The organism is Bradyrhizobium sp. SZCCHNRI1029 (assembly GCF_032487555.1).
In the GTDB taxonomy this organism is placed as follows: domain Bacteria; phylum Pseudomonadota; class Alphaproteobacteria; order Rhizobiales; family Xanthobacteraceae; genus Bradyrhizobium.
In genome coordinates, this window is sequence record NZ_JAUEUK010000022.1 from 1 (window position 1) to 19,189 (window position 19,189).

General features: G+C 61.4%; 14 protein-coding genes and 2 pseudogenes. 10 read left to right on the plus strand and 6 right to left on the minus strand.

Annotated features, from left to right (window positions below; all coding sequences use genetic code 11):
- Nucleotides 1–368 precede the first annotated feature (368 nt).
- A pseudogene (locus tag QW861_RS33785) lies at nucleotides 369–1,463 on the minus strand (IS3 family transposase).
- 113 nt (nucleotides 1,464–1,576) lie between these two features.
- Nucleotides 1,577–1,870: a helix-turn-helix domain-containing protein gene (locus tag QW861_RS33790; protein WP_315754930.1), complete on the minus strand. Its 294-nt coding sequence runs from the start codon at nucleotides 1,868–1,870 to the stop codon at nucleotides 1,577–1,579.
- A gap of 1,049 nt (nucleotides 1,871–2,919) precedes the next feature.
- Here QW861_RS33790 and QW861_RS33795 point away from each other — a divergent pair.
- A complete protein-coding gene (locus QW861_RS33795) occupies nucleotides 2,920–3,048 on the plus strand; it encodes a TRCF domain-containing protein (RefSeq protein ID WP_315754950.1) in 129 nt (42 codons plus the stop codon).
- A gap of 410 nt (nucleotides 3,049–3,458) precedes the next feature.
- Nucleotides 3,459–5,213 (plus strand): recombinase family protein, encoded by a 1,755-nt coding sequence (locus QW861_RS33800; RefSeq protein WP_315754932.1) that lies wholly within the window; start codon nucleotides 3,459–3,461, stop codon nucleotides 5,211–5,213.
- 589 nt (nucleotides 5,214–5,802) lie between these two features.
- Here the strand turns inward: QW861_RS33800 and QW861_RS34110 are convergent.
- A complete protein-coding gene (locus QW861_RS34110; protein ID WP_409998695.1) occupies nucleotides 5,803–6,282 on the minus strand; it encodes a transposase in 480 nt (159 codons plus the stop codon).
- Between QW861_RS34110 and QW861_RS34115 the strand changes: the two genes are divergently transcribed.
- Nucleotides 6,214–6,432 (plus strand): hypothetical protein, encoded by a 219-nt coding sequence (locus QW861_RS34115; RefSeq protein WP_409998697.1) that lies wholly within the window; start codon nucleotides 6,214–6,216, stop codon nucleotides 6,430–6,432. The genes QW861_RS34110 and QW861_RS34115 overlap by 69 nt on opposite strands.
- Here the strand turns inward: QW861_RS34115 and QW861_RS33810 are convergent.
- A complete protein-coding gene (locus QW861_RS33810) occupies nucleotides 6,416–7,690 on the minus strand; it encodes a class I SAM-dependent methyltransferase (protein WP_315754934.1) in 1,275 nt (424 codons plus the stop codon). The genes QW861_RS34115 and QW861_RS33810 overlap by 17 nt on opposite strands.
- Before the next feature lie 195 nt (nucleotides 7,691–7,885).
- The gene (locus QW861_RS33815; RefSeq protein WP_315754937.1) at nucleotides 7,886–8,287 is read right to left on the minus strand and encodes a hypothetical protein; all 402 of its coding nucleotides are present in this window, start codon (nucleotides 8,285–8,287) and stop codon (nucleotides 7,886–7,888) included.
- 197 nt (nucleotides 8,288–8,484) lie between these two features.
- On the opposite strand from QW861_RS33815, the gene QW861_RS33820 reads away from it, so the two are divergent.
- From QW861_RS33820 to QW861_RS33835, 4 genes and pseudogenes are all read left to right on the plus strand, one after another.
- Nucleotides 8,485–8,709, plus strand: a complete 225-nt coding sequence (locus QW861_RS33820) for a hypothetical protein (protein ID WP_409998696.1) — start codon at nucleotides 8,485–8,487, stop codon at nucleotides 8,707–8,709.
- A 205-nt stretch (nucleotides 8,710–8,914) separates the two neighbouring features.
- Nucleotides 8,915–11,047, plus strand: a pseudogene (locus QW861_RS33825) (strawberry notch-like NTP hydrolase domain-containing protein); the annotation flags it as partial.
- 251 nt (nucleotides 11,048–11,298) lie between these two features.
- Nucleotides 11,299–12,351 carry a toprim domain-containing protein gene (locus QW861_RS33830; protein WP_315754939.1) on the plus strand — a complete coding sequence of 351 codons (1,053 nt, stop codon included), beginning with the start codon at nucleotides 11,299–11,301 and terminating at the stop codon, nucleotides 12,349–12,351.
- A gap of 340 nt (nucleotides 12,352–12,691) precedes the next feature.
- Nucleotides 12,692–13,627 carry a DUF2493 domain-containing protein gene (locus QW861_RS33835; protein WP_315718535.1) on the plus strand — a complete coding sequence of 312 codons (936 nt, stop codon included), beginning with the start codon at nucleotides 12,692–12,694 and terminating at the stop codon, nucleotides 13,625–13,627.
- Between the two features lie 406 nt (nucleotides 13,628–14,033).
- Here QW861_RS33835 and QW861_RS33840 read toward each other — a convergent pair whose 3' ends face one another.
- Nucleotides 14,034–14,978 (minus strand): AraC family transcriptional regulator, encoded by a 945-nt coding sequence (locus tag QW861_RS33840; RefSeq protein WP_315754941.1) that lies wholly within the window; start codon nucleotides 14,976–14,978, stop codon nucleotides 14,034–14,036.
- 255 nt (nucleotides 14,979–15,233) lie between these two features.
- On the opposite strand from QW861_RS33840, the gene QW861_RS33845 reads away from it, so the two are divergent.
- Genes QW861_RS33845 through QW861_RS33855 form a run of 3 tightly spaced genes read left to right on the plus strand, consistent with a single transcriptional unit; the run spans nucleotide 15,234 to nucleotide 19,162 of the window.
- Nucleotides 15,234–17,111, plus strand: a complete 1,878-nt coding sequence (locus QW861_RS33845; RefSeq protein WP_315754943.1) for an AMP-binding protein — start codon at nucleotides 15,234–15,236, stop codon at nucleotides 17,109–17,111.
- A gap of 23 nt (nucleotides 17,112–17,134) precedes the next feature.
- Nucleotides 17,135–18,106, plus strand: a complete 972-nt coding sequence (locus QW861_RS33850; protein ID WP_042338693.1) for an ABC transporter permease — start codon at nucleotides 17,135–17,137, stop codon at nucleotides 18,104–18,106.
- A 42-nt stretch (nucleotides 18,107–18,148) separates the two neighbouring features.
- Nucleotides 18,149–19,162 (plus strand): sugar ABC transporter substrate-binding protein, encoded by a 1,014-nt coding sequence (locus tag QW861_RS33855; RefSeq protein WP_315754945.1) that lies wholly within the window; start codon nucleotides 18,149–18,151, stop codon nucleotides 19,160–19,162.
- Nucleotides 19,163–19,189: the final 27 nt, after the last annotated feature.

Consider the following 19,189-nt stretch of genomic DNA (forward strand, 5'->3'; position numbering starts at 1 on the left):
AACAGCCAGCGCGCGTCATATTCGCGGAAGCCCGTCGGCTTCACCATCGGCTCGGATTCGAAGGCGTAGGTATTGGGGAGCAGGGCGGCTTTCGGCTTCAGGAACATCAGGTCAGGCCTCGGTCTCAGCGAACTATCGGTCATTAGAAGCAAGATTGATCCTAAACTCGCTCGAACAATAGAGACGAGCTGTGGTTGGAACGACAAGGCCTTCTTTAACACGCGTCACTCGCCCCCTCCATTTCTCAGTCAACAGGATCAGGTGTGACCTGCCACAAGCTCCCATTCAGCTGCAGTTCGAGTATTCGTGGTTTTTTTGCAGTGAGACCGAACTTTGGACCACCCAGAACTAGAGTTTTGCGCCTCTGATCACGCTGGCGGGCTGGTTGCGCCAGCGTGGTTTTGCAGCAAAGTCGGCGGTTTGTTGCCGATCGCGCCATGGAGCCGCTCTTCGTTGTAGTACCTGCGCCAATTCTCCACTTTTTTCTGGGCGTCGGCAAGGCTCAGGAACCAATGGGCGTTGAGGCATTCCTCCCGGAAGCGTCCGTTGAACGCCTCGATGAAGGCATTATCGGTCGGCTTCCCCGGACGGGAGAAGTCCAGCGTAACGCCGCGCTGATAGGCCCAGACGTCGAGGTCGCGCGACACGAACTCGGTGCCCTGATTGACGCGGATCGTCGCCGGGAACGCCACTTCATTGCAGACCCTTTCCAGTATCTCCACAACATCGGTGCCGCGACCGCGGTTGCAGCGTCGGCGAGAAACGGGAGAAGATGTCGACGACCGTGAGCACCCGAAGTTTGCGTCCTGTCGCCAACTGGTCATGGACGAAGTCCATCGCCCAGGTCTCGTTCGATCGCGTTGCCGGCTTGCGATCGTCCGGCGGCTTGGCCTTGAGCCGGCGCTTCGGCGTCTTGTTGAGTAGTTGCAGGCCTAACTCGCGATAGACCCGCCGCGTCTTGTTCTGCCCGTGAAGCCATCCTTCGCGACGAAGCACGACGTGAATGCGGCGATAACCGTAGCGGACGCGGACATGGCAGATCTCCCTGATCCGTTGTTCGAGCGCGGCCTGGTCGGAGCGACGGGATCTATAGTGGTAGGTCGACCTGTCGAATTCGAGGGCATCACAGGCCCTGCGGATCGATACCTGCCACTCGCCACAGACCTCGTCGACGAGCTTGCGCTTCCGACCAGGCTTCACAGCTTTCGGCGGATCACGTCCTGCGGCATCTCCTTGTCGAGCGACAGATCGGCGATCAGCTTCCTCAGCTTGCCGTTCTCGTCCTCGAGCTGCTTCAGCCGCCGCATCTCGGTCGGCAGCAGCCCGTCATACTTCTTCTCCCAATTGAAATAGGTCGCCTGGCTGATCCCGGCCTTGCGGCAGACCTCGGCGACCGGCACGCCATCATCGCCCTGCTTCAGAATGAACCCCTTCTGGGCGTCCGAAAACTTCGAGGCTTTCATCGTCTTCCGCTCCTCCCAGCCGAGGGGATTCGGCAGCGCAAGACTCTAGCCAGAAATGGTCCAGTTTTCCGGCCTCAGATCAGCGAGCGTGCGGACGGCTTTGCTCTACCGAGCTACCCCACCTCCGGGGACACGACCATAGCTCGCGATTCAACGCGCGGCAGCACGGCGTGATATTCATCAATGCTGTCGAGGTCGATGAGCGTCTTGCCTCCCATCTTGTACGCCCTGATCCGCTCCTGCGCGATCAGTTCATATGCTTTTGTTTTGCCGAATTTGCCATAACGGCAACCTTCCTTGAACTCGACGAGACGGCGCGGCTTGATATTGTCATTATCGGTTCCGCCCATTGAGGTGCCTTGATCGAGTGGATTCGACGCTTGAATAGGAAAATTTGTTCTGACCACGTTAGCAATGCTCCACTCTTGAAGGGCTTTGCGGGATACCGGAATTGTCGTGTACGCGCATCCCAGGCCGGGACAAATCGTGACTGCTTGGACTTCACAGCGCCTTCTGCCCTGCAGATTGCAGTCAATTTGCCTCCGTACGAATTTGGAAGAGCGACAATGCTTCGGTGTGTGCTTCGGATACGGCGGCGTAGAATAGGTCGCTTTGGCACTTTACAGCGCCTCGAACACAAGCGGGCTGGCGAGTTGGCCACCCAGAATTTCGTCCGGACACGGCCGACTCCATAGGGTAGTCATCACCTAGCAATCACCACGGACGGACATGAGCGGGGCCGGACCCCAGTCGACCGTTCAAGGTCCGGGATAGATGGCGTAACCTCCGGCCGGGCTTTCCGATATTCCTGTGTGCGGCTACAATGACCGGCTTGATAGCGCCCGAGTACGGCTCTTCCGAGACATGCGGAGGAGAGTCCCCTGCTTCCATCGTCGGTAACTGGCGTCTCCGTAGGGGGGCGTGGCTAGTTTGCTACGGCGTGCGCAAAAGGCAGAAACGGCCAGCCCGTTGAACGGTTTATGGTGTCGCTCGCCGGAGGCTCTCGCGTTAGGGGCTGCTGCTTCGCGGCATCGCTATCAATGCCCCGAACGCGGGTGCCTTGTTAACCGGTCTCGCGACTGCACTCGGTCCCGGGTCCCGCCGCTGGCGCGGCCGCCGCTATGCTGACCCTCCTACGGGGGCCTTCGCTCCGCTCCGGCTGATACTTAGAGCGATGCGTCCATTCGTCAACCTGCCTGATGACCAGAAGAAACTTGTGAAATGTATCAATCTTCATTGAGGCACGATCGAAGCGCAGTCGGCGCACGTCCAATCAGAAGGAGATTCCTTGGCTCTTGAGGGCGATCGAGACGGGACGTCCGCTCTCTGGATTCCGGAGCTGAACCTGCCGATCGCGAAGCTTCTTCCCTCGGACTACGTGCAGTCTGAAGCAGTCAGGCTCTAGATCTACGCTCGCGCCGCTCAAGGCCGGACCCATGATGAGCTGGAGGAGCTGCTGGACGAAACGCAGCGCCGCTTCGGTACACTGCCGCCGGCGGCAAGCAACTTTTTCGCAATTGCCAAGCTCAGGATGAGTTGCAGGAAGTGCGGGATCACGCGTCTCGACGTGGGCCGGAAGCGATAGCGGCAATGCTGCTGCCGGGACGGATCCGGAGGTCGTGCTCGCGGTTGCTGCAGCGCGATGGCAATCGGGTCATCTATGCCGGGCGGAGCAGCGCGCCTGTCTTGCAGAGAATCCAACAGTTTTTGGATATGTTGGACGAATAGCGGTTGGCATTACGGTATTTTCTGTGCTCGGTATTGAGACAAAACGAGCTCGACGCGCCCGTAAGGGCAGCCGGGAGGAAATCACCCTTGCAAGGTATCCATCCATCTCTCTGAAGGACGATCTTCCCGGCACCGGCGGGCAAATCGAGTTTGATGGTCAAATCGGAATGGATGGGGGAGGTGATTTAGGCCTCCGGCGAACTCGCAGCAATTGCCTGAGCCCACAATGGAACAGCGATGATGGGCCTTCCAGCGGAGCTCTCTATCATGACCGCAATTGTTCTTGTCAGCCAACCAAAGGAGGCGTCTGATCCTGCCGACGAAGCTGCTGAGGGCATGATGATGGTCAATGCGCTCATCGTTCGCGAGATCCACCTTCCGCAATCACCAAACGGGCGTGCAGCGCAATACGTTCGCATGTCGACGGACTATCAGCGCTACTCGACCCAGAATCAAGCTGCGGTGATTGCGGCCTATGCTCACGCCCACGGGCTTTCGATCGTCAAGACCTATGCGGATCATGGTGAGAGCGGTCTCAAGATCAAGAACAGGCCGGGGCTTGCCAAGCTGATTGAAGACGTCAGCATCAGGCGGGCCGACTTTGATCATATTCTGGTCTATGACATCAGCCGGTGGGGGCGCTTTCAGGACGTCGACGAAGCCGCACACTACGAATTCATCTGCAAGCAGGCAGGGATCAGGGTCAGTTATTGCGCTGAACAGTTCGACAATGACGGCAGCATGCTGTCCAACATCGTGAAGAACCTGAAGAGGGTTATGGCCGCGGAATACAGTCGCGAGCTCTCGCAAAAAGTTCACGCTGGTTCATGCCGATTTGCGCGGATGGGATTCAAGCTGGGTGGTCAAACGATGTTCGGCCTTCAGCGTGTACTCGTCGACGAGAAGCTGCAGCAGAAGAAGGTGTTGGTCAGAGGAGACCGAAAGTACCTGATGACCGATCACGTCCGGCTGCGGCCGGGCGAAATGAATGATCGTGCTGCGATCGCGTGGATCTTCAGACGGTTTATCGAGTTGCGATCCGAAACAGCGATTGCCCGCGAACTTAACGATCGGGCAGTGCCGACGGCCAACGGTCGAGTGTGGAATCGAGCGATGGTGGGCAGAATTCTGCGCAACGAGAACTATCTGGGAAACATCGTCTACAACCGTCGCTCTCGCAAGCTCGGCGGTGTCTCGGTCTACAACCCGCCAGAGGATTGGGTTCGCGGCGAAGCCGCCCTCGAACCAACGGTCGATCGAGATCTCTTCCGGCAGGTGCAAAGGATCATAGCGGAACGTCGGGTCGACCTTTCCGAGGAGGAAATGCTGCTGCGGCTGCGACAGACACTGAAGAAGAAGGGGTGTCTCAGTCCGTCGATCATCAATTCGACGATTGGTCTGCCGTGCTGCAAAACATACATGGATCACTTCGGGACTCTCAGAAGGGCATATGAACTGGTCGGGTATACGCCAAGCCGGCGCTGCGACTATTTCGACGTACGACGCGCCTGGTCAAGTGACCTCTTGAAGCTATCGTCGCGCATCCGCGAGGAGATAAAGAGGCGGTCGACGATCAGTGTCCGCTTCGGCAAAGTTAAAGGATATGTCTATTCTGCTCCGGAACACCATCTGGTCGTCGGTTCCAAGTGCCATCTCTTTTTCCGAATAGCCTATTGGACCGCAGCATGTCGGCGAAGTGTTTCTCCATTTTGGACAGTGTCTTGCCGGCACCTGCCGGAGGGACTGATCGTTGCGATCCGGCTTGGAGAGCGCAACGGATCGATTCTGGACTATGTTGTTCTCCCGACCGTCGCTAATGCCAGTCTGACGATCAGATTTCAGGAGCAGGGACGCCTGGATCATGGTGTCTTGTACTTCAAAACCGAGGGCGCCCTAGCTCGTGCAGTCGCTCGTCTCGTCACCAGCCGGAACCATATCGGGCGAACACGACCGCAAGAGCTGATCCTAGCACCGAAAGAAACCCCAACCGGCGAACAGGGCGCTGACCGGCGGCGTCGATAGAACGAAGATAAAGATACGCTCCGAGCAGCGGTCCGTAGTTTCGTCGGAAGTCGCCGTTCAGTTTCGAAATATGAACAACGTCGGACTTCGGACCTGTGCGTTCAGCCATTGCTGTCTCCCTGAGCTGAGTCAGCACCCTATGAACCACTGATTTGCCCGACGGTGCAAGGCAAAGATTCGGCTTTTTAGAAATTCATCCATCGCGGGCAGAGGGGCAGGGACGCCGTTTCAGGCAGGAGGGACGGGCTTGGTATGGAGGTCGTCAGCTATGTCCGATGCGCGAGATTGGAGAAATCGTCCCCGTGCGGGGCGCTCTTGCGTGGCGCCGGGCGGGAGTGGGATGGCTCGGCTCTCATCCCTTGGGCAGAATGAGAATGACGCCGGCGCTTGCGCTATGGTTTGGCTTCTCTGGTGGACCTTTTTTGTTCTGCGGTCGCCACGAGGTGTGGTGTATCGTATGCATGACGGACCGCGATCAAAGGGGGGGCTCGCTATGGTCGGGCCCGTAGAGCAGCGCGGATTGTTGGAAACCTCCGGTAACATGAAGCCGTGAATGCTGACCTCAGATAATTTGGTATCCGGGGGTGGTTCATGCGTCAGGTGTTGTCTTGCGTAACGATCGCGGTCGCGTTGGGTTGCTGCCCCGCGTTTCAACGTTGGCAACCGATCTTTGGCGGTTTGATTTTACGTCCTCGCGCGGTGGCGGGCAGTTTCTGGTCAATCCCGCTCGCCATTGTCGCCACCGACCTGAGTCGGTAACGCCGCCCCAGTCATCGGCGGAATTGTTCGGTAACATTCTCGATGAGGCAATGCGCCATGCGTCAAATTTGCATGCCGAATAACAGCCGGCGAACAGCTTGGAGCTTAATCGAAGCCGCGAGAAGGCGCATATGCAGAGGGTGAGATGGAGGAGCCGCATGCCCGCCCAGTCCACGGGCGTCGAGCGGTCGGGGTGATGCCCTGCCGGGCATAGATCTTCGGCCTGCCGATAGAGCGGCAGATGATCGGCATATTTGGACGCCAGAACATGAACGAAGGTCGCTTCGATCGGCAGTCCGTCCTCGATCAACCGGGCCGGAGCCTCGGGCTGTACGACGCAATCTCCGCAGACTCGGCAGGCGTATTTGGGACGGCGGGCGACGATCGCGTGGAACTGCGCAACGACGCGCCATTAGTGACGCCGCTGCAGCTACGGAAACTGGTCAAGAGATCCGAGTGAATTGCGGTCTTGAGCACGACCACTCACCAGTGGCATGTACTCGCGCCTCGACACTCTGTAATTTTTGAGAGATGCTCAACTGCACGGTCAGCGCAACTGCGCCGGAAGTAGTCGGTATCGTCTCGTCGTGCATGCTGATCGCTCCCGCGCGTGCGATCACGTCGAAACGGGCCACTCCGGTGCCGCGCAGCAGACAAAACACTTCATATTCGCCGGGCTCAAGGTCGATATACGGTCCATAGATGAGCCAGCCCGTTCCCCGCGAACGGTACCCTTCCAAGCCATGCAGCTTGCACGGCTCCCCGACAGCGGTTGCGAAGCGCATGGGCATTGCGCTCGCAGGCTCCTCGCAGACGGCGTGACCAATCGAAGCGGCTCGCCGCCTGTACCGAGATGCATCGGCAGTCGTCGCAATGCCGATCTCACCGCCTCCGTGCCCGCCTGTGAATAAGGTCAATTGCATGCCGTTTCGCACGAAACAATCAGTGATGAACTGACGGGACCAACCGGATTCGAACCAGCCGAACGCCCGCGCCACATACAGCGACTCATGATCAAGGCGCAATCCCCAATGTTTCCACCAGTTTGCTTGTATGGGTTCGCCGGTGAATGCGATAATCCCATCGGGCTTCAGTTTAGTTCTGAGCTGTCCGATGAGTTCCCACGGCTTAAGGCAATGATGGAAAGACTGGAAAAAGAAGGCAGCGTCGAATCCATCGCTAAGCGACGCTAGATCATCAAAATTAGCGGTATGCCTGATAATGCGTAAGCCACGCCGGCTCGCTCTTCGTCTGGCCAGTTCGTTGAGGACAGGATCAATGTCAATTGATTCCACTACGCAACTAGTAAAGGCCAAAGTCTCGGAGCTCAATCCATGGCCTGCGCCAAGGTCAAGTACTCGGGCTCCCGGGCCCAATTCAGCGATCGACAGCATTGCCGAAACAGCACGCACATGCTCGGCAATGTGAGCCGGATTCTCGATTCCAATCGGATTTGGGGCATCGAGCAGCTGTTCGATCTCGACGGGGTGCAGTTCGCCAGACGCTTGATCGAGGTCGCGCCCCGAAACTTCTCTGTAAAGCGCAACCTGCTGCTCAAAGTACTCATCCGAAAATGGTGAGAGCGTATCGTCCACCCGTGTGTCATAGCGCAGGCTAATAGGATACAGGTGTGAGACCTCAGGGTGCCCGAGGTCGCCACCGTGCGCATCCACCAGTTTCACGAAGGCCGCGAGGTCAGACGAGTGCATCTGGGTCATTTCGTTCCTTACTAGCGTGAAAGCGGCCAAGAGTTGCAGTGGATGCGCGCATAAATGATATTAAATCAACGGTGCATGTTTGCAAACAATGGCTTTCGTATGCTGATCCTGGCTGCAACGTTACGGGCTTGCCATGGCCACTCGGCAGAGAAGATGACCACCTGACAAGGGCCTGGATCAGCCCCTCCCCCTTATTTAGATCAACTCGTGGTCTACTCTACATCTCGAAGAGATCACGCGAAAGGCATTCATAGATTGCGTAAGGCTACTGCCCGCACCGGAGTCGAGCCCAGGCTGCGTGGCGACAATCAAGGTGAGAACCCAGCGACAATCAGGATCAGAGAGCGTCGGCGGGAGCGGGACGAAGGGAGGCGTAGCCCGACCGGAGGACTGCTCCTCCGGCGGCGTTTTCTTCAGGCCGTCTGGCGGTCGACCGGCGACACGCCGGATGGTGACGACCGGGATCTTGCTCGCCTTGTCACGGAGGCGGCTCAAACTCTCGGCCTGCTTGCTGAGCGGAGGGAAATCGAAGTTGCCGGCGCTGCCGGACAGCACGAGCGCGCGCTGCAGACCGGGCGCGACCGTCTCGATGCCCAACAGATAGGTGTCGGCCAGCGAACCGGCACGAGGGGCGCGGTCTTATACGCAAATGGCGCGCCGCGGCCGATGAAGATGGACAATATTGCTTCGCCGTGGCGCTATGATGCCGAGGTCGATCGAGCGCTTGGACTGGATCGTCTACGACTGAACCGCCCCGGGTGTGCCGGAGGCCGTTTGATGTAAGTTGTGCCGCCATGGTCCAGCTCGTCGAGCATTTAAAGAAGCCGGACATGGCGCGCGAAGCCCAACGGCTGCTCGAAGGCAGCGGCTGGTTGCCGGAGCCGCTGCGTGGCGCCGAGGCGGATATGACGCCGGCGGTCGAAGGCGCCGATGCCGATAGCCTGCCGGCCTTCCTCAGCGAGGATGAGGAGGCGAGCGAAGGCGCAGACGAAGTCGAGGAGATCGTTGCCGCGGAATGACCCGTGCGCCGGAGGATCGCCCCGGGCCTGGAGACATCGTTGATCGAAGCCCGGCCCGATCGGTCGGGCTTTTTTCATTGAGGTCACCGTCTCCTCGAGCGGGTCGAGAGTGAGAGAGGCGGAGCAGCGCGGGTGAGGCCGCCGGACCAGAGAGAGCATTCGGCGGTGCTCTTCCGCATCCCGCTCTCCTTGAAGGTTCCTCGACATGATCACCGAGACGACCTGTCCTACGGCATCATTCGCGCTGCTTGCCCGCGCCAAGGCCATCCTTCGTGCGGCCGAACTGCTGCTACCGAGCCTCACCCGCGGCGAGCGCATCGATGCAAGGTGCTTGCGCTTGGTCATGCAGACCGCATTCGGCGCCAGTGACGCCGATGGCAGCTGGGATTGGAAGACGGCGTACGAGGCCTGCGAGGTCGCTTCTGTTCTGTTCCTGGCCAAGTACGGTCCGGCGATGATCAAGGCCAGCCATGGCATGCCCTCGGCTATGCTGCCGATGGTCGCAAAGCTCGCAGCCCTTCTGCCGAGCCATACGAAGCGCTCGGTGGAGAGCCCGGGTTTTCAGCAGTTCTCGACGCCGTTGCCGTTGGCGCTCGCCGCGGCCGCGGCGGCGCAAGTGACATCGACCGATCGCGTGCTCGAGCCCTCAGCGGGGACGGGGAGCCTGGCGGTCTTCGCGGAGCTCGCCGGCGGCTCGCTTCTGCTCAACGAGCTCGCTGCAAGCAGGGCCGCCTTGCTCGATCTGGTGTTTCCGGGCCTGAGCGTGACGCGTTTCGATGCTGCGCAGATCGACGACCATCTCAATGCCGCCTGCGTCCCAAGCGTCGTCTTGATGAATCCGCCGTTCTCCGCGACCGCGAATGTGGATCGCCCTCTGGCCGATACGACGTTGCGCCATGTCTCTTCGGCGCTCGCACGGCTCGGAGACGGTGGACGACTGGTCGCAATCACAGCCGCCAGCTTTGCGCCGGACAATCCGACCTGGAGCGACGCCTTCGTGTGTCTGCAGGAGCGGGGTCGCCTCGTCTTCTCTGCTGCGATCGACGGCGCCGTCTACGCGCGGCAGGGGACGACGACGGCCACACGGCTGCTCGTGATCGACAAGCAGCCAGCGCCGGACCCTCGTGTTTTTCCGCAGTCGGCCGGGATGGCACCCGACGCGAGGACCCTGCTCGGTTGGATCACGGCGCTCGTGCCGCCGCGCCTACCCATGGCGGGCCGCTTTGTTGCGCAGGTGGACGTGCGTTCCGGTCTCCGTCCGAGAGACCAGCGCGCATTGGCCTCTAGCTGCTCCTCTCCATCGCCAATGTCGTTCGAGCCTGCGGGTAGTGAGCTCGCTTACGAGCTAGTGGATGACGTGCTCGCGGAAGGACCCCGCCTGACTGATGGGCTGTACGAGGCGTATCAGCTGCAGTCGATCCGAATCTCGGGAGCGCATCCGCATCCCACGAAGCTCGTGCAATCCGCAGCCATGGCATCAGTCGCGCCGCCCAGGCCGGCGTATCGGCCGCATCTGCTGCCTGCCCTCATCGCCGATGGCGTCCTGTCTGAGGCGCAACTCGAGAGCATCATCTATGCCGGCGAGGCGCATGGTGGGGTCCTCGCGGGTTTCTGGACTGTCGACAAGACCTTCGACCAGGTCTGTGCGGCCAGCGAGAACGCGGAGGGCGCGGTCCGCTTCCGGCGCGGCTGGTTCCTCGGTGATGGCACGGGCGCCGGAAAAGGCCGCCAGGTCGCCGGCATCCTGCTCGACAATTGGCTGAAGGGCCGGCGCCGGGCGGTTTGGATCAGCAGGTCCGACAAGCTGATCGAGGACGCGCAGCGCGACTGGGCAGCGCTCGGTATGGAGCGGCTTCAGGTCACGCCGCTGTCGCGCTTCCGCCAGGGGGCGCCGATCCGGCTCGATGAGGCCATCCTTTTCACGACCTACGCCACGCTGCGGACCGACGAGAAGGCCGAGAAGCTTTCCCGCGTGCGCCAGATCGTCGACTGGGTGGGACGGAATTTCGATGGCGTGATCATCTTCGACGAGAGCCATGCGATGCAGAACGCCGCGGGCCATAAGGGCGATCGGGGCGATCAGGCGGCTTCACAGCAGGGCCGCGCCGGATTGCGGTTGCAGCATGCGCTGCCCAATGCCCGCATCGTCTACGTCTCGGCGACAGGCGCGACCACCGTTCACAATCTGGCCTATGCCCAGAGGCTGAGACTGTGGGGCGGCGCGGATTTCCCGTTTGCGACGCGGGCGGACTTCGTGGCGGCGATCGAGCAGGGCGGCGTCGCGGCCATGGAGGTGATGGCGCGCGATCTCAAGGCCCTCGGGCTATCCGTGCTGCGTGACGGCTACGTACTCGATCTTCATGAGGGCTTGCAGCTGCGGAGGGGGCGCGTCATGGGCGCCAACCGGATCGAGCTCTTGGGCTTCCCTGCGGGCTTACGGGATTGTCTCAGGGCCTGCGGGCTGTTCAGCGAGATCACCTCGTGGAGGCTGCGGATGTTCGTGCCGACCGATGCAAGCGGCCCGGCGATCCTAGCCAGCGTTCTGGAGCGGTTTCCAATTGCTGAGGTCCGCGGGCGGGAGCTGTCGTGATGTCAGACGACGCGTCTGAACTGGCGCGCCGCCTTGCGCGTGAGGCCGAGGCGGTGTGTCGTCACTATCTGTCCAACGGCAGACGTCAGGGACGCTACTGGTTGGTCGGTGATGTCAACAACACGCCGGGCCGATCATTGTTCGTGCGATTGCACGCCTCGTCGAAGGGGCCGGCCGGCAAATGGACGGATGCTGCGACCGGGGAGCATGGCGATCTGCTCGACGTCATCGGCTCGGTTTGTGGCCTGAGCAGCTTTCAGGAGGTTGCCGAGGAGGCGCGCCGTTTTCTGAAGCTGCCGGACTGGGAACGCAAGCCTCCGGTCGGTGCTGTGAATGCCGTGCGCCCCCGCGACTCCGCCAGAGCGGCTCGCCGGCTGTTTGCGATGGGGCAGCCGCTGTCTGGAACGCGCGGCGAGGCCTATCTTGCTCATCGCGGTATCGACCCGCGCGCAGGCACTGATGGTCTACGTTTTCATCCACGTTGCTACTATCGGCCGGACGATGCCACCGATGTCGAGACGTGGCCCGCGCTGATTGCCGCTGTGACGGACCTCGAGGGGCGCATCACCGGGGTTCATCGCACCTGGCTGGATCCCGATGGCTTCGACGATCGCCGGCTTGGCAAGGCGCCAATCGACACGCCGCGGCGGGCGATGGGCGATCTGCTTGGGCATGCCGTGCGCTTCGGGACCGCCAAGCACGTGCTTGCGGCCGGCGAGGGCATCGAGACCATGCTGTCGTTGCGGACGGTGCTGCCGACCTTGCCGGTTGCTGCTGCGCTCTCGGCCAACCATCTGGCGAATCTGCTGTGGCCGGCCACGCTGCGCCGGATCTATGTCGCTGTCGATGCTGATGCTGCTGGTATCGCCGCGGCAGAGGCGTTGACGACACGCGCGCTGGACGCCGGTATCGAGGCGATCGCATTATGCCCTCACCTGGACGACTTCAACGAAGACCTACGCGTTTTAGGGACAGCCAAGCTCCTGGACGTCTTGCGTCATCAGCTGCTGCCCGAAGATGCCGAGCGCTTCGTGAGCGCGGCTGCGACCTAAACGTCGGCTCGACGCTGGAGAGTCGTTCGGCGCTCGCCGCACATTGTCGGGACAAGAGGGTCTCGTCAGGGCGTCAGAGAGCCGCGGCGGGGCCTTCTGAGAGGCGATCGGACGGCAGGCGGTCCGGTCCGGCAATGGCGGTGCGTGGCTATTTTCCGCCGGCCCGCAGGCGGGCCTTTGCATCGCGAGGCAAAATAGCCGCGCACACCGCCATCCTCCGCTGTCGCTCCGGCCCGCTGCTCAAAGGGATCAGCGGGTTCTGGTCCGGTCCTCCCGCCGTCTTGGAGATCGCCATGGAAGGCCGCGATCGACGCGGTCACTGAACATAGACGAGATTCCCATGTCCGACCGGCAAGACGAGATGCGTGAGCCGCACGATACGCAGTCGAGCACCGACAACACCCTGACCGAACTCCAGCTGTACGGCTACCGCCCCTTCGACGACGAGCCTGATCCTCGGCCGCTCCCTGAAGGCAGGGTCATCGCCGGCGCGGTCGCCGATATCTTCGACGCCCTGGTCGCGACGCTCTCGGAGACGCGCCTCGAGCCTGAGCTGAAGGAGCTCTTGTGGTCAACGGTCAACCTGTTCCACCGTGCCACGATGCGCGTCGAGCGCGAGCTCGACGACAACGAGCAGGCGCAGCGCTCGAGTCAGCGCGAGCAGAACGGCTCCGAGGTGCGCTCGGTCGAGCTCGAGCGCCTGACGTCGGAAGGACTGTCACTGGTCGAGCGTCGCAACGCCATGGAGCTGTTCCGCGATCTGGCCGCCGAGGCCTTCGAGCTCCATACGCGATCGCCGTGGCGGCCGCGCTCGGGATCGCAGGTCAGCCATCGCACGCTGACGGCGGCCATGATCGACTCCCGCGATTTCCTTGCCGCCAAGCATCGGGCTGAGACGGAGGTCATGCTGCCGCCAGGCCCCAAGATCGCGCTGACCGGCGGACCGGACTTCAATGACGTCGCACTCATCTGGGATCGTCTCGACAAGGTCCATGCCAAGCATCCCGACATGGTCCTCCTGCATGGCGGCTCGCCGAAGGGGGCCGAGCTGATCGCCAGCAAATGGGCATCGAACCGCAAGGTTCCGCAGATCGCGTTCAAGCCCGATTGGACAAGACACAATAAGGCCGCCCCCTTCAAGCGCAATGACGCCATGCTGGCGACGCTGCCGATCGGCGCCATGGTCTTCCCGGGCTCCGGGATCCAAGGCAATCTCGCTGACAAGGCTCGCCGCCTCGGCATTCCCGTCTGGACCTTCGGGCAAGGCGGCGCGTGAGCGCCGTCAACTGTGCAGGTCCTTTGCGTTCGTCCAAGCGGCTGCGGCGACATCCCAAGCGACTCCTGCGCTCGGCATCGACATGTATGTCTGCTTGAATGCGTCGGACCTGGTGGCGCAGGGTGCATGGTGGTCGCTGACCGCCGCGACGATGCCTGCAATCGGCAGCGCGACCTCTCGACCGGAATATCCCCGAACAGGTCTCGTGTTTGGCGACGGTCCCGCAACCTGCAAATGGATCAGCCTCTCGTCGCTGTGCCGGCCTTGATGTGCCTTGCGATTGGCGGCACAACTGCTCGAAGGTCGAGCTGTCGAGTGAATCGAGGTTTGATGGTCGCGTGGGCGACGCGGACGTGCTGGAGCTCGGCGCAGTGCCTCCTGAGCCGCTCGGCCACTGAGCATCGGCCTATCGTCGGCGTAGCTCGGACGGGCTATGCCCGAATTTCCGCCGGAACACGGTGCTGAAGTGTGACGAGCTGCTGAATCCCAGCTGGTAGGCGACCTCAGTTACCGACAACACGCGCTGCTCAAGTCGTGTCAGCATATCGTAGGACCGTTGCAGGCGGCGGTCGAGAATCCACTCCGACACCGACATGTCCGTGAGTCGAAAAAGATAGTGCAGGTGTCTGAGCGAGACCCCGTTGTTCCGTGCGATCTTTTCGAGCGAAAGGTCGTGGTCGGTGAGATGCTCCTCGATCCAGGCTTTGACAGAGCGCAGGCGGGCCTTCTGAGCCGTGGCGTCCTCGGAAAATTGGTCCTTGTCGCCCATGTCCAGGGCGAGAGCCAGAACATCCATCAGCTCGTCGCCGAGCCGCGACCTCGCCGCTTCATCGACCGACGATGCTTCCGATGCCAACGTCGAACAGAATTCGGCGGCGATCCGGCCAAGACCGCGTCCGGTCGCAATAGTCATCGCAACCGGAATCCGGTTCTCGCTGAACCGCGACGAAAATTCCTTGCGCGGAATCTCGAGGTAGAGGGATCTAACCTTCCCTACGCACTCCAGATCGTAGGCTTCGGCCGCGGAGAAGATTGCACCTACGTGGGGATTCGTATTCAGCGTCTGGCCTGCCTGCAGGACGTTGATCTTGCCCTGTTGAACGAATTCGACGTAGTAGCAATCCTTGTCGAGCCTGGCGATGTGCCGCTCCCGTCGTGATATCCGCTGCTCCGACAGCAATACGTCGGTCATCGTCAGCACGCCAAATCGTGCTTCCCGGATGAAGCCCTGATAGTCGGACCGTTGCTCGGCCTCGACGTCGACATGGACATAGACGTCGCAAATGGCGCCTTGCCAGGCAGCGTAGCGCTTGGAAGGCTCAAGGCTTTCCGTTGTGAACACGAGCTCCATCGGTCATCCATCGCGAGCAGCCCAAGCTGCATTTTGCATCGCACAAGGACCGTTCCGCAATTCTAGTTGCCCAGCGGCTCTACGCAAGCCAACTTTGCGCGGCCATGCAAAAGCTTTGCGCTCCGACGCAAGCGTCACCCGGGGCGGCAAGCTAAGAGAACAAAAACGGGAGGAAGCAGTCGCGGATGCCGATGCGGGCGTGCGTGATTTGCCGTGCCAGGGACTGCAGCAATGGGGGGAGGCCTGCCTTCACCGATGACGACGAGGTTCACGCGCCCTGTCGGCTCCATTGCTGACATCGTGGCGCTGGAGCGGCTGCCATATGACGCCCTCGTACCTGCGCGAAATCTGTATCACCTGTTCGAGGCGACCGCCCGATTGCATCCGGATCGGCAGGCACTGACCGTTCTGACACCTCGTGAATCCCGCGAAATCAGCCTCACTCACCGTCAATTGCTTGCCGACATATCCCGCGCGGCGAACTTGTTCAGGGCGTCCGGCATCAGACCGGATGGACCGACCGTTGCATTCCTCTGCCCGAGCCTGCCGCAAGTCTTTCCGGCCTTGCTCGGCGCCCAGGTCGCCGGCGTCGCGAGCTCGATCAACTATCTGCTGAACGAGGACGCGATCGTCGATCTCCTCGAAGCGCAGAATGCAGCGTTGCTTGTGATTCCTTCGGAAGCCGACGATCCGGCGCTCTGGCACAAGGCGAACAAGGTCGCCGCACGGGTCGGATCTTTGCAGAAGATCCTCGTTCTAGGCGAGAGCCGCGACGCGAACGGCCGAATGGCCGTCTTTGACGAAGCCGCTTCGAAGCACCGAGATGCGCTCGATTTCGAACCGTCAAATGATCGGCGGTCGGTGTGCGCGCTCTTCCACACGGGAGGGACGACCGGACGTCCAAAGCTCGTCCGCCTGACACATGGCAACCAGATCCACGCCGCATGGGGCTTCGCCCAGGTTCACGGGCTCGACGAGTTGGACATCGCGCTGAACGGGTTTCCGCTGTTTCATGTTGGCGGCACCATGACTGCAGGTCTGTCGATTCTCGCCGCTGGCGGCCACGTGATCATTCCGTCACCCTACGGTCTGCGAGTCCCGGAGGTCATCCGCGACTATTGGTACACCGTCGCACGACATCGCGTGACGATCGTGAGCGGCGTGCCGACCTCCATTGCGGCTTTGGCGGAGGTGCCGATCGGGTCCTGCGATATCAGCTCGGTCCGGATGGCGCTGACTGGAGGTGCGGTGCTCCCAAAGGCGGTCGGTGACCGTTTCCAGGCCAGGACGGGAGTGAGGTTGTTCGAGACTTACGGGATGACGGAGACCGCGGCGGCGATCGCGTTCAACCCGGGTCGCGGCGAGCCGCTTCAGGGCAGCGTCGGATTCAGGGCGCCGTTCTCGCGAACGAAGATCGTGGCACTGGGCGACCCGGAGCTGAGGAAGGAGTGTCCTCCGCTCACGAGCGGGCTGGTGCTGGCCAAGGGCCCGCAGGTATTCCCCGGATACGTCGATCCCACGCACAATGTCGGCGTTCTGACCGACGATGATTGGATCGTGACCGGCGATATCGGCTACCTCACCGCAGACGAGCGGCTGGTTCTCACAGGTCGAGAGAAGGACCTCATCGTTCGCAGCGGCCACAACATCGATCCCGCCGCCATCGAAGATGTCGCCAATGCATATCCTGGCGTGCAAATGAGCTCTGCCGTTGGCATGCCGGACGCCTACGCTGGCGAGGTGCCGATTCTCTTCGTTGTGCCGTCGCCTCAGCAGACGATCGAGCTCGCGCGGCTCTGCGACTACCTCGAGCAGAATGTCCACGAGCCCCCCGCGCGCCCGAAGCGCGTGGTGGTGCTTGACGCTCTTCCAGTCACCGCCGTGGGCAAGATCTTCAAGCCGACGCTTCGCGATCTCGCCGTTCGGGAGAAGGTCAGGACGGAAGTCGATCGGATATTCGGTCCTGCAACCGCGGCAGACATCCAGGTCAACAAGGACGACAAGCTCAACACGGTCGTCTGCATTTCGGTCGAAACGATCGACAAGGTCGCGCTGGGCCGGCTTGCAGAGAGCCTGTCGGCGTTGCCGCAGACCTATCGTATTGAAGCGACACCGCCACGCGGGCGGGCGTAGTTGGGAATTGGTGAGAGCAAACGATGAAGCACTTTCGGCTTGGTCAACAGGAGATCGTGTTCGCCGTCTTCGCGGCGCTGTTCCTGGCCTTCTCGATCTTCCTCAAGGGCTTCCTGACCGCCGACAACATGCTGACCCTGCTGCAGAACGTCGCCGTTCTCGGCATTCTCGGCCTGGCGATGGCCGTTGTCGTCATCGGGCGCGGCATCGATCTATCGCTCATCGCTGCCCTCGCGGTCCCCGGCGGGCTCGTCCTGCAGATGGTGCAGAACGGTCATTCGTTGCCGGCCTCCTTGCTCGCCGCCGGCCTCCTGGCCGTCGCCATCGGTCTCGTCAATGGCTGGCTGATCGCCTATGCGGAGGTGCCGCCGCTGTTTGCAACGCTCGCGACCGGGCTGTTTGTTGCAGGACTTGGGCAAGCGGCGCTGTTCCAGCTCGACGTCGTCCAATGGAGCGACGGCATGGCGGGATTCGAGCGGCTCGGGCAGGGCAGCATCCTTGGCATTCCGACGTCGATCGTGATGTTTGCGATCGCCGCAATCGCGGTGTTCGTTCTGCTGCGTCAGACCCGTTGGGGGGCCTTTATCTATGCGGTTGGTGACAATCCGTTCGCCGCACGGGTGACCGGCATTCCCTCGCGCCCGATTGTCGTGCTGCAATATGTGCTTGCGGCGGTGATCGGCTGCTTTGCCGGTCTCGTGATGGCGGCGTCCGTCAACTCGATGCCCACCCGGATCTTCAACTCGACGATGATCTATGACGTGATCCTCGTCGTCGTGCTCGGGGGCATCGGATTGTCCGGCGGCCGCGGCGGCGTCGTGAACGTCATCATCGGCACGCTGCTGATCGGGACCATGCTGAACGGCATGACGATTCTGGATATTCCCTATGCCGGACAGAACCTGATCAAGGGTGTCGTCCTGCTGATCGCGGTGATCACGGATACGATCTTGAATCCGCGAAATGAAGAAACGGCCCAGCAAGGCGACATCTAGCTCAGTCCGAAAAATGAAAACATCAAACGGGAGAAAACGACGATGCGCACACATAGCTTAGCATTTGGAAGTCTGGTGGCGGTGACGCTCGCGGCGGCTGCGGCGCCGGCGCTCGCGCAGCAGGGTCTTGACGAGCCCTTTCAGAAGACCTTTCGCGAGGCGCTTGCCGGCAAGACGGTCGCCTACGTGCCGGTCGCCATGAATTTCGATCTGACGGAGGGCTGGTACGCGGGCCTGAAGAAGGAGCTCGAACCCTACGGCGTCAAGTTCGAGATTCGTGATCCCAACTGGAACACCAACGCGGGGGCGCAGGCCGTCACCTCGCTGATCTCTGAAAAGCCGGCGGTCATGGTGATCCACAATCCCGACGTCCAGACCTATGCCAAGCTGTTGCAGCGCGCCGAAAACGAAGGGATCTACGTCATCCAGATCAACATGGGATCAGCCTATCGCAGCTCCGCGTTCGTCGGCGCGAACTGGATCGAGATCGGCGAACGCCAGACCGAAGGGGTGGTGAAGGCCTGCCAGGGCAAGTCGAACAAGATCGCGATCATTCAGGGGGCGCTGTCCGCGGCCGCCAGTGCCTACACACTCAAGGGCGTCGAGAACGTTCTCGCCAAGCATCCTGAAATCAAGGTGGTGTCGAGCCAGGCGGCCGATTGGGATGCGGCGAAAGCCAAGGCCATCACGCAGACCGTCCTGAAGCAGAATCCCGACCTGTGCGGCATCGTGGGCTTCTGGGATGGAATGGATATCGGCACTGCCGCTGCGATCAAGGAGGCCGGGCTCACCGGCAAGGTCTTCCTGGCAACATCGGGCGGTGGAGAGCGCAAGGGCGCCTGCGAGCTCGTGAAGAACGGCTCGTTCGATCTGAACATGAGCTACGACGTGCCGACGCAGGCGGCGCAGATGGCCGGAACGATCAAGTGGCTGCTGTCCTCGGGGGTGAAGGCGGGCTCGGTCAAGGGCTTCGAATACAGCACGCTCATTCCGATCACCAAGGAGAACGCAGACTCCCAGACGTCGTGCTGGAACCTCTCCGATCTCAAGAAGTGACGACGCTCCGCGGCGCGCGTTCCGGCT

Coding starts and splice junctions, on each gene's coding strand:
- QW861_RS33855 (WP_315754945.1), top strand. CDS start 18,149: ATGCGCACACATAGCTTAGCATTTGGAAGTCTGGTGGCGGTGACGCTC.
- QW861_RS33830 (WP_315754939.1), top strand. CDS start 11,299: ATGTCAGACGACGCGTCTGAACTGGCGCGCCGCCTTGCGCGTGAGGCC.
- QW861_RS33840 (WP_315754941.1), bottom strand. CDS start 14,978: ATGGAGCTCGTGTTCACAACGGAAAGCCTTGAGCCTTCCAAGCGCTAC.
- QW861_RS33845 (WP_315754943.1), top strand. CDS start 15,234: ATGACGACGAGGTTCACGCGCCCTGTCGGCTCCATTGCTGACATCGTG.
- QW861_RS33850 (WP_042338693.1), top strand. CDS start 17,135: ATGAAGCACTTTCGGCTTGGTCAACAGGAGATCGTGTTCGCCGTCTTC.
- QW861_RS33835 (WP_315718535.1), top strand. CDS start 12,692: ATGTCCGACCGGCAAGACGAGATGCGTGAGCCGCACGATACGCAGTCG.
- QW861_RS34115 (WP_409998697.1), top strand. CDS start 6,214: ATGATCGGCATATTTGGACGCCAGAACATGAACGAAGGTCGCTTCGAT.
- QW861_RS33810 (WP_315754934.1), bottom strand. CDS start 7,690: ATGACCCAGATGCACTCGTCTGACCTCGCGGCCTTCGTGAAACTGGTG.
- QW861_RS33820 (WP_409998696.1), top strand. CDS start 8,485: ATGGTCCAGCTCGTCGAGCATTTAAAGAAGCCGGACATGGCGCGCGAA.
- QW861_RS33800 (WP_315754932.1), top strand. CDS start 3,459: ATGACCGCAATTGTTCTTGTCAGCCAACCAAAGGAGGCGTCTGATCCT.